Source organism: Streptomyces mangrovi (assembly GCF_900114215.1).
Lineage (GTDB): Bacteria > Actinomycetota > Actinomycetes > Streptomycetales > Streptomycetaceae > Streptomyces > Streptomyces barkulensis.
This window is the reverse complement of record NZ_FOSG01000001.1, coordinates 40,966-53,820: the sequence shown is the minus strand read 5'-3', so window position 1 is coordinate 53,820 and position 12,855 is coordinate 40,966. Positions and strand designations below refer to the sequence as shown.

Below are 12,855 nucleotides of genomic sequence, written 5' to 3'. Positions count from 1 at the left end.
CATGGCAGACCTCTCAGGGCCCTCAGGGCCGCGAACCGTACGGGCCCCGCGCGGCTCCGGGCTGACCGCCCGGGGCTGGCAGCAGGAGGCCGCCCTGCGGATGCTGCGGAACAACCTCGACCCCGAGGTCGCCGAGCACCCCGAGAAGCTCGTCGTCTACGGCGGTACCGGCAAGGCCGCCCGCGACTGGCGCTCCTTCGACGCCATGGTCCGCACCCTCACCACCCTGGGACCGGACGAGACGATGCTCGTCCAGTCCGGCCGCCCGGTCGGCGTGCTGACCACCCACGAATGGGCGCCGCGCGTGCTGATCGCCAACTCCAACCTGGTGGGCGACTGGGCCAACTGGGAGGAGTTCCGCCGCCTGGAGGCGCTCGGGCTGACCATGTACGGCCAGATGACGGCCGGCTCGTGGATCTACATCGGCACCCAGGGCATCCTCCAGGGCACCTACGAGACCTTCGCCGCCGTCGCCGCCAAGCGCTTCGGCGGCTCGCTGGCCGGGACGATCACCCTCACCGCCGGACTCGGCGGCATGGGCGGCGCCCAGCCGCTGGCGGTCACCATGAACGGCGGCGTGGTCATCTGCGTCGACTGCGACCCGCGCGCCATCGAGCGCCGCATCGAACACCGCTACCTCGACGTGCGCGCCGACTCCCTCGACCACGCCCTGCGGCTGGCCGGCGAGGCCCGCGACGCCCGGCGCCCGCTGTCGATCGGAGTCCTGGGCAACGCCGCCGAAGCCGTGCCGCGCCTGCTGGCCATGGGCGCGCCGGTCGACATCGTCACCGACCAGACCTCCGCCCACGATCCGCTGGCCTACCTGCCGCTGGGCGTCGACTTCGCGGACATGGCCTCCTACGCCGCCGAGAAGCCCGCCGACTTCACCGCGCGGGCGCGGGAGTCGATGGCCCGCCACGTGGAGGCGATGGTCGGCTTCCAGGACGCCGGCGCCGAGGTCTTCGACTACGGCAACTCCATCCGCGGCGAGGCGAAACTGGCCGGCTACGAGCGGGCGTTCGCCTTCCCCGGCTTCGTGCCCGCCTACATCCGGCCGCTGTTCTGCGAGGGCAAGGGGCCCTTCCGCTGGGCCGCGCTCTCGGGCGACCCGAAGGACATCGCCGCCACCGACCGTGCCGTACTCGACCTCTTCCCCGAGAACGAGTCCCTGGCCCGCTGGATCCGGATGGCCGGGGAGCGGGTGCACTTCCAGGGCCTGCCCGCCCGCATCTGCTGGCTCGGCTACGGGGAGCGCGACCGGGCCGGGGAGCGCTTCAACGACATGGTGGCCTCCGGCGAGATCTCCGCACCGCTGGCCATCGGCCGCGACCACCTGGACTGCGGATCGGTGGCCTCGCCGTACCGTGAGACCGAGGCCATGCTCGACGGCTCCGACGCCATCGCCGACTGGCCGCTGCTCAACGCCATGGTCAACGTGGCCTCCGGGGCCTCCTGGGTCTCGGTCCACCACGGCGGCGGCGTCGGGATGGGCCGCTCGATCCACGCCGGGCAGGTCACCGTCGCCGACGGCACGCCGCTGGCCGGGGAGAAGATCCGGCGGGTGCTCACCAACGACCCGGGCACGGGCGTCATCCGCCATGTGGACGCCGGGTACGAGCGCGCCGAGGAGGTCGCCGCCGAGCGCGGGGTGCGCGTCCCGATGCGCGAGGACGGCGCGGACGGCGCGGACGGCGCGGACGGCGAAGGATCCGGGAGCGCATCGTGAGGCCGGGCGCCTCCTTCCACCAGATGTGGCGGGAACTGCTGCCCGTCGGACGGTCGGCGGCCACCGGCGGCTACCGGCGCCACGCCTGGACCGGGGCGGACGCCGAGTGCCGGGCGTGGTTCCGTGCGCAGGCCGAGGCGCGCGCACTGGCGTACGAGACGGACCGCAACGGCAACCAGTGGGCCTGGCTGGACGGCTCCGACGGGGCCGCCGGGAACGCCGTGGTGACCGGCTCGCACCTGGACTCCGTGCCCGACGGCGGAGCCTTCGACGGACCGCTGGGCGTGGTGTCGGCCTTCGCCGCCCTCGACGAGCTGCACGGCAGGGGAGTGCGCCCGGCCCGGCCGCTGGCCGTGGTCAACTTCGCCGACGAGGAGGGCGCCCGCTTCGGCCTCGCCTGCGTCGGCTCCCGGCTGGCCGCCGGACAGCTCACCCCCGAGCAGGCCCGGGAGCTGCGCGACGACGACGGCGTCTCGCTGCCGCGGGCCATGGAGCGCGCCGGGCACGACCCCGACGCGATCGGGCCAGACCCCGAACGGCTCGCCCGTATCGGCGCGTTCGTCGAGCTCCACATCGAGCAGGGCCGCAACCTCGCCGCTGAGGACGCGCCGCCCGGCGCGGCCGGCGCGCCCGCCGCCGGGCGCGCGGTGGGCGTCGCCTCCGCGATCTGGCCGCACGGCCGCTGGCGGTTCGACTTCCGCGGCGAGGCCAACCATGCCGGGACCACCCGCCTGGAGGACCGCCGCGACCCGATGCTCACCTACGCCAACACCGTTCTGGCCGCCCGGAAGAAGGCCCGGCTGGCCGGGGCGCTGGCCACCTTCGGCAAGGTCGCCGTCGAGCCGAACGGCGTCAACGCCATCGCCTCCCTGGTGCGCGGCTGGCTCGACTCCCGCGCCCCCGACGAGGAGACCCTGGCCGCCGTCGTCGCCGAGATCGAACGCTCGGCCGCCGAGCGCGGCGCGCGCGACGGCGTGCGGGTGGCCGTCACCCGGGAGTCCGCCACACCCGTGGTGGAGTTCGCCCACGGGCTGCGCGACCGCATCGCGGCCCGGCTCGGCGGCGCGCCGGTGCTGCCCACCGGCGCGGGGCACGACGCGGGCATCCTCTCCGCCGAGATCCCCACCGCCATGCTCTTCGTGCGCAACCCCACCGGCGTCTCGCACTCGCCCGCCGAGTCGGCCGAGGAGGACGACTGCGTCGCCGGGGTGCGGGCGCTGGCCGACGTGCTGGAGGACCTGGCGTGCCCCTGACCCCCGACTCCCCGGCCCCCGACTCCCCGGCTCCCGGCGCACCGCCCCCCGAGGCCGTGTACTGGGCCGAGTACGCCTGGATCGGCGGCACCGTCGAGCCCGGCACGGTGATCGGGACGGCCGGCGGCGAGATCACCGCCGTACGCACCGGGGAGCCCGCCCCGCCGCCCGGTGCCGAGCCGCTGCGCGGCCTGACCGTCCCCGGCCTGGCCAACGCGCACTCCCACGCCTTCCACCGAGCCCTGCGCGGCACCGTGCAGATCGGCTCCGGCACGTTCTGGACATGGCGGCAGGTGATGTACTCCGTCGCCGACCGCCTCACCCCCGACAGCTACTTCGCCCTGGCCCGCGCCGTGTACGCCGAGATGGCGCTGGCCGGTATCACGGCCGTCGGCGAGTTCCACTACCTGCACCATGCCCCCGGCGGAACCCCCTACGAGGATCCCAACGCCATGGGGAACGCACTGATGGCGGCGGCCGCCGAGGCCGGCATCCGCATCACCCTCCTCGACACCTGCTACCTGGCCTCCGGCCTCCTGTCCGACCGCCGCGGCGGCGCCCTGGACCGCCACCAGCTCCGCTTCGGCGACGGCGGCGCCGCCGCCTGGGCCGAGCGGGCCGCGGCCCTGCGGCCGCCGGGCGACCGGGCCCGCGTGGGCGCCGCGATCCACTCGGTGCGCGCCGTGCCCGCCGCCGAACTGGCCGCCGTCGCCGACTGGGCCCGGGAGCGGGACGCGCCCCTGCACGTCCACCTCTCCGAGCAGCCCGCCGAGAACGACGCCTGCCTGGCCGTCCACGGCCGCACCCCCACCCGGCTGCTGGCCGACCACGGCGTGCTCGGCCCCCGCACCACCGCCGTCCACGCCACCCACCTCACCGACGCCGACATCGCCCTCCTGGGGGACTCCGGCACCCGGGTGTGCATGTGCCCCACCACCGAACGCGACCTCGCCGACGGCATCGGCCCGGCCGCCGCGCTGATGCGGGCGGGCTCGCCGCTGTGCCTGGGCAGCGACAGCCACGCCGTGATCGACCTGCTGGAGGAGGCCCGCGCGATGGAACTGGACGAGCGGCTGCGCACCCGCGCCCGCGGCCACTGGACGGCCTCTCAACTGCTGCGTGCCGCAACCGAGTTCGGCCAGGCGGCCATCGGCTGGCCGGAGGCGGGACGGCTGGAGGCGGGCCGGCTCGCCGACTTCGCCACCATCGCCCTGGACACCGTGCGCACCGCCGGGCCGCCGCCCCGGCTGGGGGCGGAGACGGCCGTGTTCGCCGCAACCTCGGCCGACGTACGCCACACGGTCGTCGGTGGTCGCCATGTGGTGCGCGACGGGGTACACCGGAGCGTGCCGGACGTCCCCGCGGCCCTGGCGGAAGCCATCCAGCAAGGAGCAGCCCGCTGATGAGCAACCCGAACACCCCCCTCGACACCACCGCCGGCACCCTCGTCACCAACATCGCCACCCTGGTCACCAACGACCACCACTCCTCCGAGGCCGCCGAGGACACCCCCCTCGGCCTGATCCGGGACGCGGCCGTCGTCATCGAGGGCGACCGCATCGCCTGGGTCGGTACGGAAAGTGAAGCACCCGCCACCGACAGTCGCGTCGACGCGGGCGGCCGGGCGATGATCCCCGGCTTCGTCGACTCCCACTCCCATCTGGTCTTCGGCGGCGACCGCACCGAGGAGTTCGGCGCGCGCATGTCCGGCCGCCCCTACTCCGCCGGCGGCATCCGCACCACCGTCGAGGCCACCCGGAAGGCCACCGACGAGCAGCTCGCCGCGAACCTGGCCCGCCACGTCCGCGAGGCGCTGCGGCAGGGCACCACCACCCTGGAGACCAAGTCCGGCTACGGCCTCACCTCGCGGGACGAGGCACGCGCTCTGCGCATCGCCGACGACCACGTGGACGAGGTCACCTACCTCGGCGCCCATGTGGTGCCCCCGGAGTACGCCGACGACCCGGACGGCTACGTGGACCTCGTCACCGGTCCGATGCTGGCCGCCTGCGCCCGCTGGGCCCGCTGGGTGGACGTCTTCTGCGAGCGGGGCGCCTTCGACGGCGACCAGGCCCGCGCCGTCCTCACCGCCGGAATCGCCCACGGCCTGGTCCCGCGCGTCCACGCCGGCCAGCTCGGGCCCGGCCCCGGCGTGCGGCTCGCCGTGGAGCTGGACGCGGCCTCCGCCGACCACTGCACCCATCTCACCGACGCCGACGTGGACGCCCTGGCGAACAGCCGCACCGTCGCCACGCTGCTGCCCGGCTGCGAGTTCTCCACCCGCTCGCCCTACCCCGACGCCCGCCGCCTGCTGGACGCCGGCGTCACCGTCGCGCTGTCCACCGACTGCAATCCGGGCTCGTCGTACACCAGCTCCATGCCCTTCTGCGTCGCGGTCGCCGTCCGCGAGATGGGCATGACACCCGACGAGGCCCTCTGGTCCGCCACCGCGGGCGGCGCCGCGGCCCTGCGCCGTATCGACATCGGCCGGATCACCCCCGGCGCCCGTGCCGATCTGGTGCTCCTGGACGCGCCCTCGCACGTCCACCTGGCCTACCGGCCCGGCGTGCCACTGGCCGCGGCGGTCTGGCAGCGCGGTACCCGCGTGCTGTGAGCGGGGGCGTCCCGCGCCGCCGTACGCGCCCGTCGCACCCGGGGCCCGTCGGCGTGTGAAGGCCGTTCCAAGGTCAAGTGCGGGTCAAAAAACCGAAAGGGTGATTCCCGTAGGCCATAGGAGTGACGGAACGGGGCACTCGTCCGGTTGGACGGGAGTGGGTCACTCCTCGACCAGCAGACCCTTGCGGAGCTTGCCCAGCGTCCGCGAGAGCAGCCGGGAGACGTGCATCTGGGAGATGCCCAGCTCCTCGCCGATCTCGGACTGGGTCATGTTCGCCACGAAGCGGAGGGAGAGGATTCTGCGATCACGCGGCGAGAGTTCGGCGATCAGCGGCTTGAGGGACTCCACGTACTCGATTCCCTCCAGCCCGTGGTCCTCGTAACCGATGCGGTCGGCGAGCGCGCCCTCGGTCTCGTCCTCGTCGGGCTGGGCGTCGAGGGAGCTGGCGGTGTACGCGTTGCTCGCGGCCATGCCCTCGACCACCTCCTCCCGGCTCAGACCCAGGCGGTCGGCCAGTTCGCCGACGGTCGGGGAGCGGTCGAGCTGCTGGGCCAGTTCGTCCCCGGCCTTGGCCAGGTCCAGGCGGAGTTCCTGGAGGCGCCTGGGGACGCGCACCGACCAGGAGGTGTCGCGGAAGAAGCGCTTGATCTCGCCCACGATCGTCGGCATGGCGAAGGTCGGGAACTCGACCCCGCGGCCGATCTCGAACCGGTCGATCGCCTTGATCAGGCCGATGGTGCCGACCTGGACGATGTCCTCCATGGGCTCGCTGCGGGAACGGAACCGGGCGGCGGCGAACTTCACCAGCGCGAGGTTCAGCTCGACCAGGGTGTTGCGGACGTACGCGTGTTCGTGCGTGCCCTCCCGGAGCGTCTCCAGGCGCTCGAAGAGGGTCTTGGACAGGGCTCGCGCGTCCAGCGGCCCCACCTCGTCGTACGGCGGGACCTCGGGCAGGCCGAGCAGGCCGGACAGGCTCTCCGCCTGCTCCGGACCGGCCTCCGGGAACCCGCTCCCGAACGGTTCGGGTGGGACGACCGACGAGGTGACGGGCGATCCGTCGAGCCGGGGTGACATGGTGCCTCCATCGTTTTCGGCGTATGGCTGCCGAAGCCGTTCCTGCACTACGGGGTGCGGCGCCTCCAAGCCGACGTGTTTTAGTGGTCCCTCCTACGCCTACCTGCTCCCGAGGGAGGATGGCAAGTGCTGGATGCCCGAATATGCCCTGATGTGCTGGTTGCGCGGCTACCGGTTGCGGCTGTAAGGGCGTAGGGTTCGAACGTCCATGTCCGGACGGCAGTGATCGGTTACTGGGAATGTTGAAGGGGTGTACATGGACCGCGGGGTGCCCGGCAGCACCAGCCACCGGGGTCGACTGACGGTCGACGTACAGCGCCACGGCGCGAGCCTGGTGGTGACGCCTGACGGCGAGCTCGACCACCACACCGCCGATCTGCTGCGAGAACCGCTGGAGCGCTCGCTGGAGGACGGGGACAGGCTGCTCGTCGTGGACTGCTCGAAGCTGGAGTTCTGCGACTCCACCGGACTCAACGTCCTCCTGGGCGCCAGGCTCAAGGCCGAGGCGGCCGGAGGAGGGATCCACCTGGCCGGAATGCGGCCGGTCGTCGCGAGGGTGTTCGAGATCACCGGCGCCGACGGCGTGTTCACCCTGCACGAGAGCCTGGCCGACGCGCTGAAGGAGACCCCGCAGCCCTGACCGTGCGGCCTCGGCCGCGTGGTTCCGGCGGAGCGGTTCTCAGGTCGTACGGGCGCGAGGTCGTGCGGACCGCCCGCGTGCCGGCCCGTGACCAGAGTGTTACGTCCGAGCGCGATTCCGTCCCGACGGACGGGTGTTCTCCCGCCCGCGCAGGGCAGGAGACTCCCTGGAATCCCTCCGAAACAGTTGTTCGCAGACCAGGCGAAGACCGACGAACTGGTCAACCGGTGAGGTGAAGCACTGATGAGCACCACCCGGCCGCAACCGGCGGGCGACCGCGGCCCGGAGCCGGAGGGCACCGCCGCGGCCGCGGCCGCACCGGTCGGTCAGGTGCGCGAGATGCGCCAGGTACGGAGGCTGCGACTCATGGGGGCGAGCGGTGCGGTCCCCCGTGCACGTGACTTCACCCGCCAGGCGCTTCACGACTGGGGTTGGCTGCCCGCGGTCGGCCCCGAGCAGCGCGCCGCCGCCGAAGACGCCCTGCTCGTTGTCTCCGAGCTGGTGACGAACGCCTGCCTGCACGCCGACGGGCCGGAAGAGGTGCGCATAGGCTGCGGCCCCAAACTGCTGAGGATCGAGGTGGCCGACCGCGGCACCGGCCTCCCCTCGCCCCGTACCCCGCACCGCCCCGGGCGGCCCGGCGGGCACGGCATGTTCATCGTCCAGCGGCTCTGCCTGGACTGGGGCGTGGTGCGCCATCCGGACGGTACGGCCGGGAAGACGGTCTGGGCCGAACTGGCCGGGCCGGACGCGGACTGAGAGCCGGGCCGCCCCTTCAGCCGGCCCCGCCGGAAGTACGATCCCCACCGCCGGGTCCCGCTCGGGACTCGGCGCACTCGTGTCCGGACACGCCCGCCGGGAAGCGGACCGCGGACGACCAGGGGTAGGGCACATGGAGGGGACGGCGGGCCCCCGCAGACAGCCGACGAGCCGGGTTCCGGTCCTGTCACAGGACCGGGACCCGGCTCGTCCGTACGGGATGGGCAAGGACCCCAAGACCCCCAGGACCCCCAGGACCCCGGAGGCCCCGGGAGCGTTACTTCACGCCGCCCATCAGGGCCCGGATCCGCTTCCCGGCCGTCATGAAGGCGAGGCCCGCGGCCACGGCGACCACGCCCCACATGGTGTAGTACGCCACGTCGCCCATCGGCTCGTTGAGCTGGGTCGCCCAGCCGTTGAGGGCGTTGCCGGTGGCGGTGGCGAGGAACCACAGACCCATGATCTGGCCGACGAACCGCTTCGGGGCCAGCTTCGTCGACAGCGACAGGCCCACCGGGGACAGGCACAGCTCGCCGAGGGTCTGCAGCAGGTACACGCTCAGCAGCCAGAAGACGGTGACCCTGCCCGTCTCGCTGTTCGCCGCGGCGGCGCCCGCCAGGCCCATCAGGCCGAAGGAGCCGCCGATGAGCAGCATCGCCAGGGCGAACTTCATCGGCGCGCCGGGCTCGCGGTCGCGCTTGGCCAGCCACACCCACAGGGTCGCGAACAGCGGCGCCAGAACGATGATCATGACCGGGTTGACCGACTGGAACCAGGAGGCCGGGAACTCCCAGCCGCCGATCGTGCGGTCGGTGTCGTTGTTCGCGAAGATCGTCAGCAGCGAACCGGACTGGTCGTAGATCATCCAGAACAGCACGGCGGTGACGAAGAACCACACGAACGCCTTGACGCGCGGGCGGTCCTGCTCGGTCAGCTCCGGGTTCCGGTACATCGAGGCGAAGTACAGGACGGGGACGACGACGCCGAGGACGGCCAGGAAGTTGACGATGTGCTCGATGTCGTACGTGCCCAGCGCCAGGTCCACCAGCAGTGCCGCGGCGGCCAGGCCGGTCCACAGCGCCACCTTGCGCAGCACCGCGCGCTTCTCCTCCGGCGTGGCCGGAGTGCCGGGGTGGCGGCCCACGTCGCCGAGGTACCGGCCGCCCAGGACGTACTGGATCACGGCCAGCGTCATGCCGACGCCGGCGACGGCGAAGCCCAGGTGCCAGTCGACGTTCTCGCCGAGGTAGCCGACCACCAGCGGCGCGAACATGGCGCCGATGTTGATCGACATGTAGAAGATCGTGAAGCCGGCGTCGCGGCGGGCGCTGGACTGGCCCTCGTAGAGGCCGCCGACCATCGCGGAGATGTTCGGCTTGAGCAGGCCGGTGCCGACCGCGATCAGGCCGAGCCCGGTGAAGAACGCCACATCGGACGGGATCGCCAGCGTGTAGTGGCCCAGCGCGATGACGATGCCGCCGACCAGGACCGCCTTGCGCGCGCCCCACAGGCGGTCGGCGACCCAGCCGCCGGGCATGGCGGCCATGTAGACGACGGCGTTGTAGACGCCGTAGATCGCCGCGGCGAGGGCCTCGCGGCCCGCGAGGGGGCCTTCGAGTACGCCCGCGATCAGGTAGAGGACGAGGATGGCGCGCATTCCGTACCAGGAGAAGCGCTCCCACATCTCCGTCATGAAGAGTGTGGCCAGACCGCGGGGGTGGCCGAAGAAGGTCTTGTCGGTGCTGCCGACGGAGTCCTTCGTCAGGCTGGACGCCATGGTGGTGGTTCCTTGCTCGGTCGGGACGCGCGCGATGTGGTGCGCACGCGCCCGGGCGGGTGGTCGGCCCGGCTCCGCGCCCCCGTCCGCGCGTGTCCGCTCCCGGCCGACAGTTCCTGCGGCGCCGCCGCGCGTCCGGGACCTCGCGGGCCACGGACGGACCGGCTTCCGGGACGCCCCCGCGTACGGGGTGTGTACAGGGGGTTCCTCGGCGACGGGCCCCGGCGCGTCACCGCGCCAAGGGCCGCCGGATTCCGGACGGCGCCTCGGCCAGAGTACGACACCGTCTTCCGCGCACCCGGCCGGCGGCGGGCGGTCAGAGGCGCATGTCACACGTCCTTCCGGGAACCGGGGCGGGGCCGCCCGGGTTCCCGGCGGCCCCGCCGGAGCCGCCGGGGCGAGGTCTACCATCAGGCCATGACCCGAGTACTGCTCGCCGAGGATGACGCCTCCATCTCGGAGCCACTGGCCCGAGCCCTGCGCCGCGAAGGGTACGAGGTCGAGGTGCGCGAGGACGGTCCCGGCGCGCTCGACGCCGGCCGGCACGGCGACATCGACCTGGTCGTGCTCGACCTCGGTCTGCCCGGTATGGACGGACTGGAGGTCTGCCGCCGGCTGCGCAACGAGGGGCACACCTTCCCCGTCCTGGTGCTGACCGCGCGTGCCGACGAGGTGGACACCGTCGTCGGCCTGGACGCGGGCGCCGACGACTACGTCACCAAGCCGTTCCGGCTGGCCGAGCTGCTCGCCCGGGTGCGGGCACTGCTGCGGCGGGGCGCCGTCGAGCCCGTACAGCCCGCCGCCACCCACGGTGTGCGCATCGACGTCGAGTCGCACCGGGCGTGGATGGGGGAGGAGGAGCTACAGCTCACGGCGAAGGAGTTCGACCTGCTGCGGGTGCTGGTGCGCGACGCCGGCCGTGTCGTCACCCGCGACCAGCTGATGCGCGAGGTCTGGGACACCACCTGGTGGTCGTCCACGAAGACCCTCGACATGCACATCTCATGGCTGCGCAAGAAGCTCGGCGACGACGCGGCCAACCCCCGCTACATCGCCACGGTCCGCGGCGTCGGCTTCCGCTTCGAGAAGGACTGACGGCGGCCGTCTCCCGCGCGGGCCCGCCGAAGAAGCCGAAGACACCGCGAAGACACGCGAAGACACGCGAAGACCGCAGCGACACCATGAAGGGCCGGCGCCGCCATGCGCAGACGTCTGATCAACTCCACGCTGGCCGTGGTCCTCGTCGTGATCGCGGTCTTCGGGGTCTCCCTGGTGATCGTCGAGACCCGCACCATCGAGGAGAGCGCCCACGAGAGCGTCCGCTCCGACGCCGCACGGCTGGTCTCGGTCGTCGAGAGCCGCCTGGTCGCCGAGGAGAGCGTGACCGCCGCCTCCATGCGCTCCCAGGTCCCCCACGACCGTCACGTCCGCATCGAGCTGCCCGGGCAGCCGCCCATCGAGCTGGGCGAGCGCCCCGGCGAGGGGGCCATCGAGGGGCGCGCGACCGAGCCGGGCGGCGTCACCGTCACCGTCCGGCAGGACGACGACCGGGTCCGCGAGGAGGTGGGCCGGACTCTGCTGATCATCCTGGCGGTGGCGCTGCTGGCGGTGATAGCGGCGGTGCTCCTGGCGGTGCAGCAGGGCCGCCGTGTCGCGGCCCCCCTCACCGACCTCGCCGAGACCGCCGAGCGCCTCGGCTCCGGCGACCCCCGCCCCCGCCACCGGCGCTACGGCGTGCCCGAGCTGGACCGGGTGGCGGACGTGCTGGACGCCAGTGCCGAGCGGATCGCCCGGATGCTCACCGCCGAGCGGCGGCTCGCCGCGGACGCCTCCCACCAGCTGCGCACCCCCCTGACCGCGCTGTCCATGCGGCTGGAGGAGATCGTCGCGGCGGCCGACGCCATCGAGACCCCCGCTGCCGGGGGTACCGGGGGTACCGGGGGTGCCGGGGACACCACCGGCGCCGACCGGGCGGCCGCCTCCACCATCCGGGAGGAGGCACTGGTCGGCCTCGCCCAGGTGGAGCGGCTGACCGACGTGGTGCAGCGGCTGCTGACCAACTCGCGTGACCCCCGCTCGGGCTCCGCGGTGGGCTTCGACCTGGACGAGGTGGTCAAGCAGCAGATCGAGGAGTGGCGCCCGGCGTACCGCAAGGCGGGCCGGGCCGTCGTCCGCTCCGGCCGCCAGGGCCTGCGGGCGGTGGGCACCCCGGGGGCGGTGGCCCAGGTGCTGGCCACGCTCATCGAGAACGCCCTGATGCACGGTGGCGGCGCGGTCGCCCTGCGCACCCGGATCGCCGGGAACCAGGTGGTGGTCGAGGTGACGGACGAGGGGCCGGGCGTCGATCCGGAGCTGGGGTCGAGGGTGTTCGAGCGCACGGTCAGCGGGCGCAACTCCACGGGCCTGGGCCTGGCCGTCGCCCGCGACCTGGCGGAGGCCGATGGGGGGCGCCTGGAGCTACTTCAGCAGTGCCCGCCGGTCTTCGCGCTCTTCCTCAGCCGTGAGGCCGACGAGCCGCCGGCGGGGGATTGACGCCGTACGCCCCTCGCGGCCGCCGGAAACCCGGCGCTCCCCGCGGAAGACCCAGGTGCGGTACGCCCAGAAGCGGAAGACGGTGGCGACGCCGAGCCCGACGACGTTCCTGGCGATGTTGTCGGCCAGCGGCGAGGTCAGGTCCAGCCCGTAGTGCGAGACGGCCAGCGCGCCGTTCTCGATCACCAGGCCGATGCCGCTGAACAGCGTGAACAGGCCGGCCTCGCGGTGCATCCGGCTCTTGTCGGTGTGCCGGTAGGTCCAGTAGCGGTTGCCCAGGTAGTTGGTCCCGATGGCGACCGCGGTCGCCATCACCCCCGAGCGCACCGGCGCCAGGCCCAGGCCGTGGATGCAGAGGTTGAAGACGGCCACGTTGACGAGGAAGCCGAAGGCCCCCACCGCGCCGAACTTGGCCAGCTCACGCCGTAGCCGCAGCAGCCTGCAGCGCGGTACGCGCCGTTCGCCCATAGTGACCCA

The 12,855-nt window shown here is 73.3% G+C and carries 11 protein-coding genes; 8 read left to right on the top strand and 3 right to left on the bottom strand.

Annotated features, from left to right (window positions below; genetic code table 11):
- The first annotated feature begins 1 nt into the window (after nt 1).
- The 4 genes from hutU to hutI are packed head-to-tail and all read left to right on the top strand — an operon-like array spanning nt 2 to nt 5,593.
- The gene (hutU, locus tag BM237_RS00220) at nt 2–1,726 is read left to right on the top strand and encodes a urocanate hydratase (protein WP_093846489.1); all 1,725 of its coding nucleotides are present in this window, start codon (nt 2–4) and stop codon (nt 1,724–1,726) included.
- Nucleotides 1,727–1,749: 23 nt separating this feature from the next.
- Complete coding sequence (locus tag BM237_RS00215) at nt 1,750–2,979, top strand: allantoate amidohydrolase (protein ID WP_093847296.1); 1,230 nt, start codon at nt 1,750–1,752, stop codon at nt 2,977–2,979.
- Nucleotides 2,970–4,382, top strand: a complete 1,413-nt coding sequence (locus BM237_RS00210; RefSeq protein WP_425443618.1) for a formimidoylglutamate deiminase — start codon at nt 2,970–2,972, stop codon at nt 4,380–4,382. Before BM237_RS00215 ends, BM237_RS00210 begins: the two co-directional genes overlap by 10 nt.
- Nucleotides 4,382–5,593 carry an imidazolonepropionase gene (gene hutI, locus BM237_RS00205; protein ID WP_093846487.1) on the top strand — a complete coding sequence of 404 codons (1,212 nt, stop codon included), beginning with the start codon at nt 4,382–4,384 and terminating at the stop codon, nt 5,591–5,593. Before BM237_RS00210 ends, hutI begins: the two co-directional genes overlap by 1 nt.
- A gap of 162 nt (nt 5,594–5,755) precedes the next feature.
- Here the strand turns inward: hutI and BM237_RS00200 are convergent, their stop codons facing one another.
- Nucleotides 5,756–6,670 carry an RNA polymerase sigma factor SigF gene (locus BM237_RS00200; protein ID WP_093846485.1) on the bottom strand — a complete coding sequence of 305 codons (915 nt, stop codon included), beginning with the start codon at nt 6,668–6,670 and terminating at the stop codon, nt 5,756–5,758.
- Between the two features lie 256 nt (nt 6,671–6,926).
- Between BM237_RS00200 and BM237_RS00195 the strand changes: the two genes are divergently transcribed.
- Both BM237_RS00195 and BM237_RS00190 read left to right on the top strand, forming a co-directional pair.
- A complete protein-coding gene (locus BM237_RS00195) occupies nt 6,927–7,310 on the top strand; it encodes an STAS domain-containing protein (protein WP_093847292.1) in 384 nt (127 codons plus the stop codon).
- A 243-nt stretch (nt 7,311–7,553) separates the two neighbouring features.
- Nucleotides 7,554–8,069, top strand: coding sequence for an ATP-binding protein (locus BM237_RS00190; protein WP_093846483.1), 516 nt, complete (start codon nt 7,554–7,556; stop codon nt 8,067–8,069).
- Between the two features lie 277 nt (nt 8,070–8,346).
- Here the strand turns inward: BM237_RS00190 and BM237_RS00185 are convergent, their stop codons facing one another.
- Complete coding sequence (locus BM237_RS00185) at nt 8,347–9,846, bottom strand: peptide MFS transporter (RefSeq protein WP_093846481.1); 1,500 nt, start codon at nt 9,844–9,846, stop codon at nt 8,347–8,349.
- A 417-nt stretch (nt 9,847–10,263) separates the two neighbouring features.
- On the opposite strand from BM237_RS00185, the gene BM237_RS00180 reads away from it, so the two are divergent.
- Both BM237_RS00180 and BM237_RS00175 read left to right on the top strand, forming a co-directional pair.
- Nucleotides 10,264–10,941, top strand: coding sequence for a response regulator transcription factor (locus BM237_RS00180; protein WP_093846479.1), 678 nt, complete (start codon nt 10,264–10,266; stop codon nt 10,939–10,941).
- A gap of 105 nt (nt 10,942–11,046) precedes the next feature.
- Nucleotides 11,047–12,378: an ATP-binding protein gene (locus BM237_RS00175; RefSeq protein WP_093846477.1), complete on the top strand. Its 1,332-nt coding sequence runs from the start codon at nt 11,047–11,049 to the stop codon at nt 12,376–12,378.
- On the opposite strand, the gene BM237_RS00170 is transcribed toward BM237_RS00175, so the two are convergent.
- Nucleotides 12,304–12,846 (bottom strand): GtrA family protein, encoded by a 543-nt coding sequence (locus BM237_RS00170; protein WP_093846475.1) that lies wholly within the window; start codon nt 12,844–12,846, stop codon nt 12,304–12,306. The genes BM237_RS00175 and BM237_RS00170 overlap by 75 nt on opposite strands.
- Nucleotides 12,847–12,855 lie beyond the last annotated feature (9 nt).

Bases quoted from the DNA above. Each gene is read 5' to 3' on its own strand.
- hutU (WP_093846489.1), top strand. From the start codon at position 2: ATGGCAGACCTCTCAGGGCCCTCAGGGCCGCGAACCGTACGGGCCCCG.
- BM237_RS00215 (WP_093847296.1), top strand. From the start codon at position 1,750: ATGTGGCGGGAACTGCTGCCCGTCGGACGGTCGGCGGCCACCGGCGGC.
- hutI (WP_093846487.1), top strand. From the start codon at position 4,382: ATGAGCAACCCGAACACCCCCCTCGACACCACCGCCGGCACCCTCGTC.
- BM237_RS00200 (WP_093846485.1), bottom strand. From the start codon at position 6,670: ATGTCACCCCGGCTCGACGGATCGCCCGTCACCTCGTCGGTCGTCCCA.
- BM237_RS00195 (WP_093847292.1), top strand. From the start codon at position 6,927: ATGGACCGCGGGGTGCCCGGCAGCACCAGCCACCGGGGTCGACTGACG.
- BM237_RS00190 (WP_093846483.1), top strand. From the start codon at position 7,554: ATGAGCACCACCCGGCCGCAACCGGCGGGCGACCGCGGCCCGGAGCCG.
- BM237_RS00185 (WP_093846481.1), bottom strand. From the start codon at position 9,846: ATGGCGTCCAGCCTGACGAAGGACTCCGTCGGCAGCACCGACAAGACC.
- BM237_RS00180 (WP_093846479.1), top strand. From the start codon at position 10,264: ATGACCCGAGTACTGCTCGCCGAGGATGACGCCTCCATCTCGGAGCCA.
- BM237_RS00175 (WP_093846477.1), top strand. From the start codon at position 11,047: ATGCGCAGACGTCTGATCAACTCCACGCTGGCCGTGGTCCTCGTCGTG.
- BM237_RS00170 (WP_093846475.1), bottom strand. From the start codon at position 12,846: ATGGGCGAACGGCGCGTACCGCGCTGCAGGCTGCTGCGGCTACGGCGT.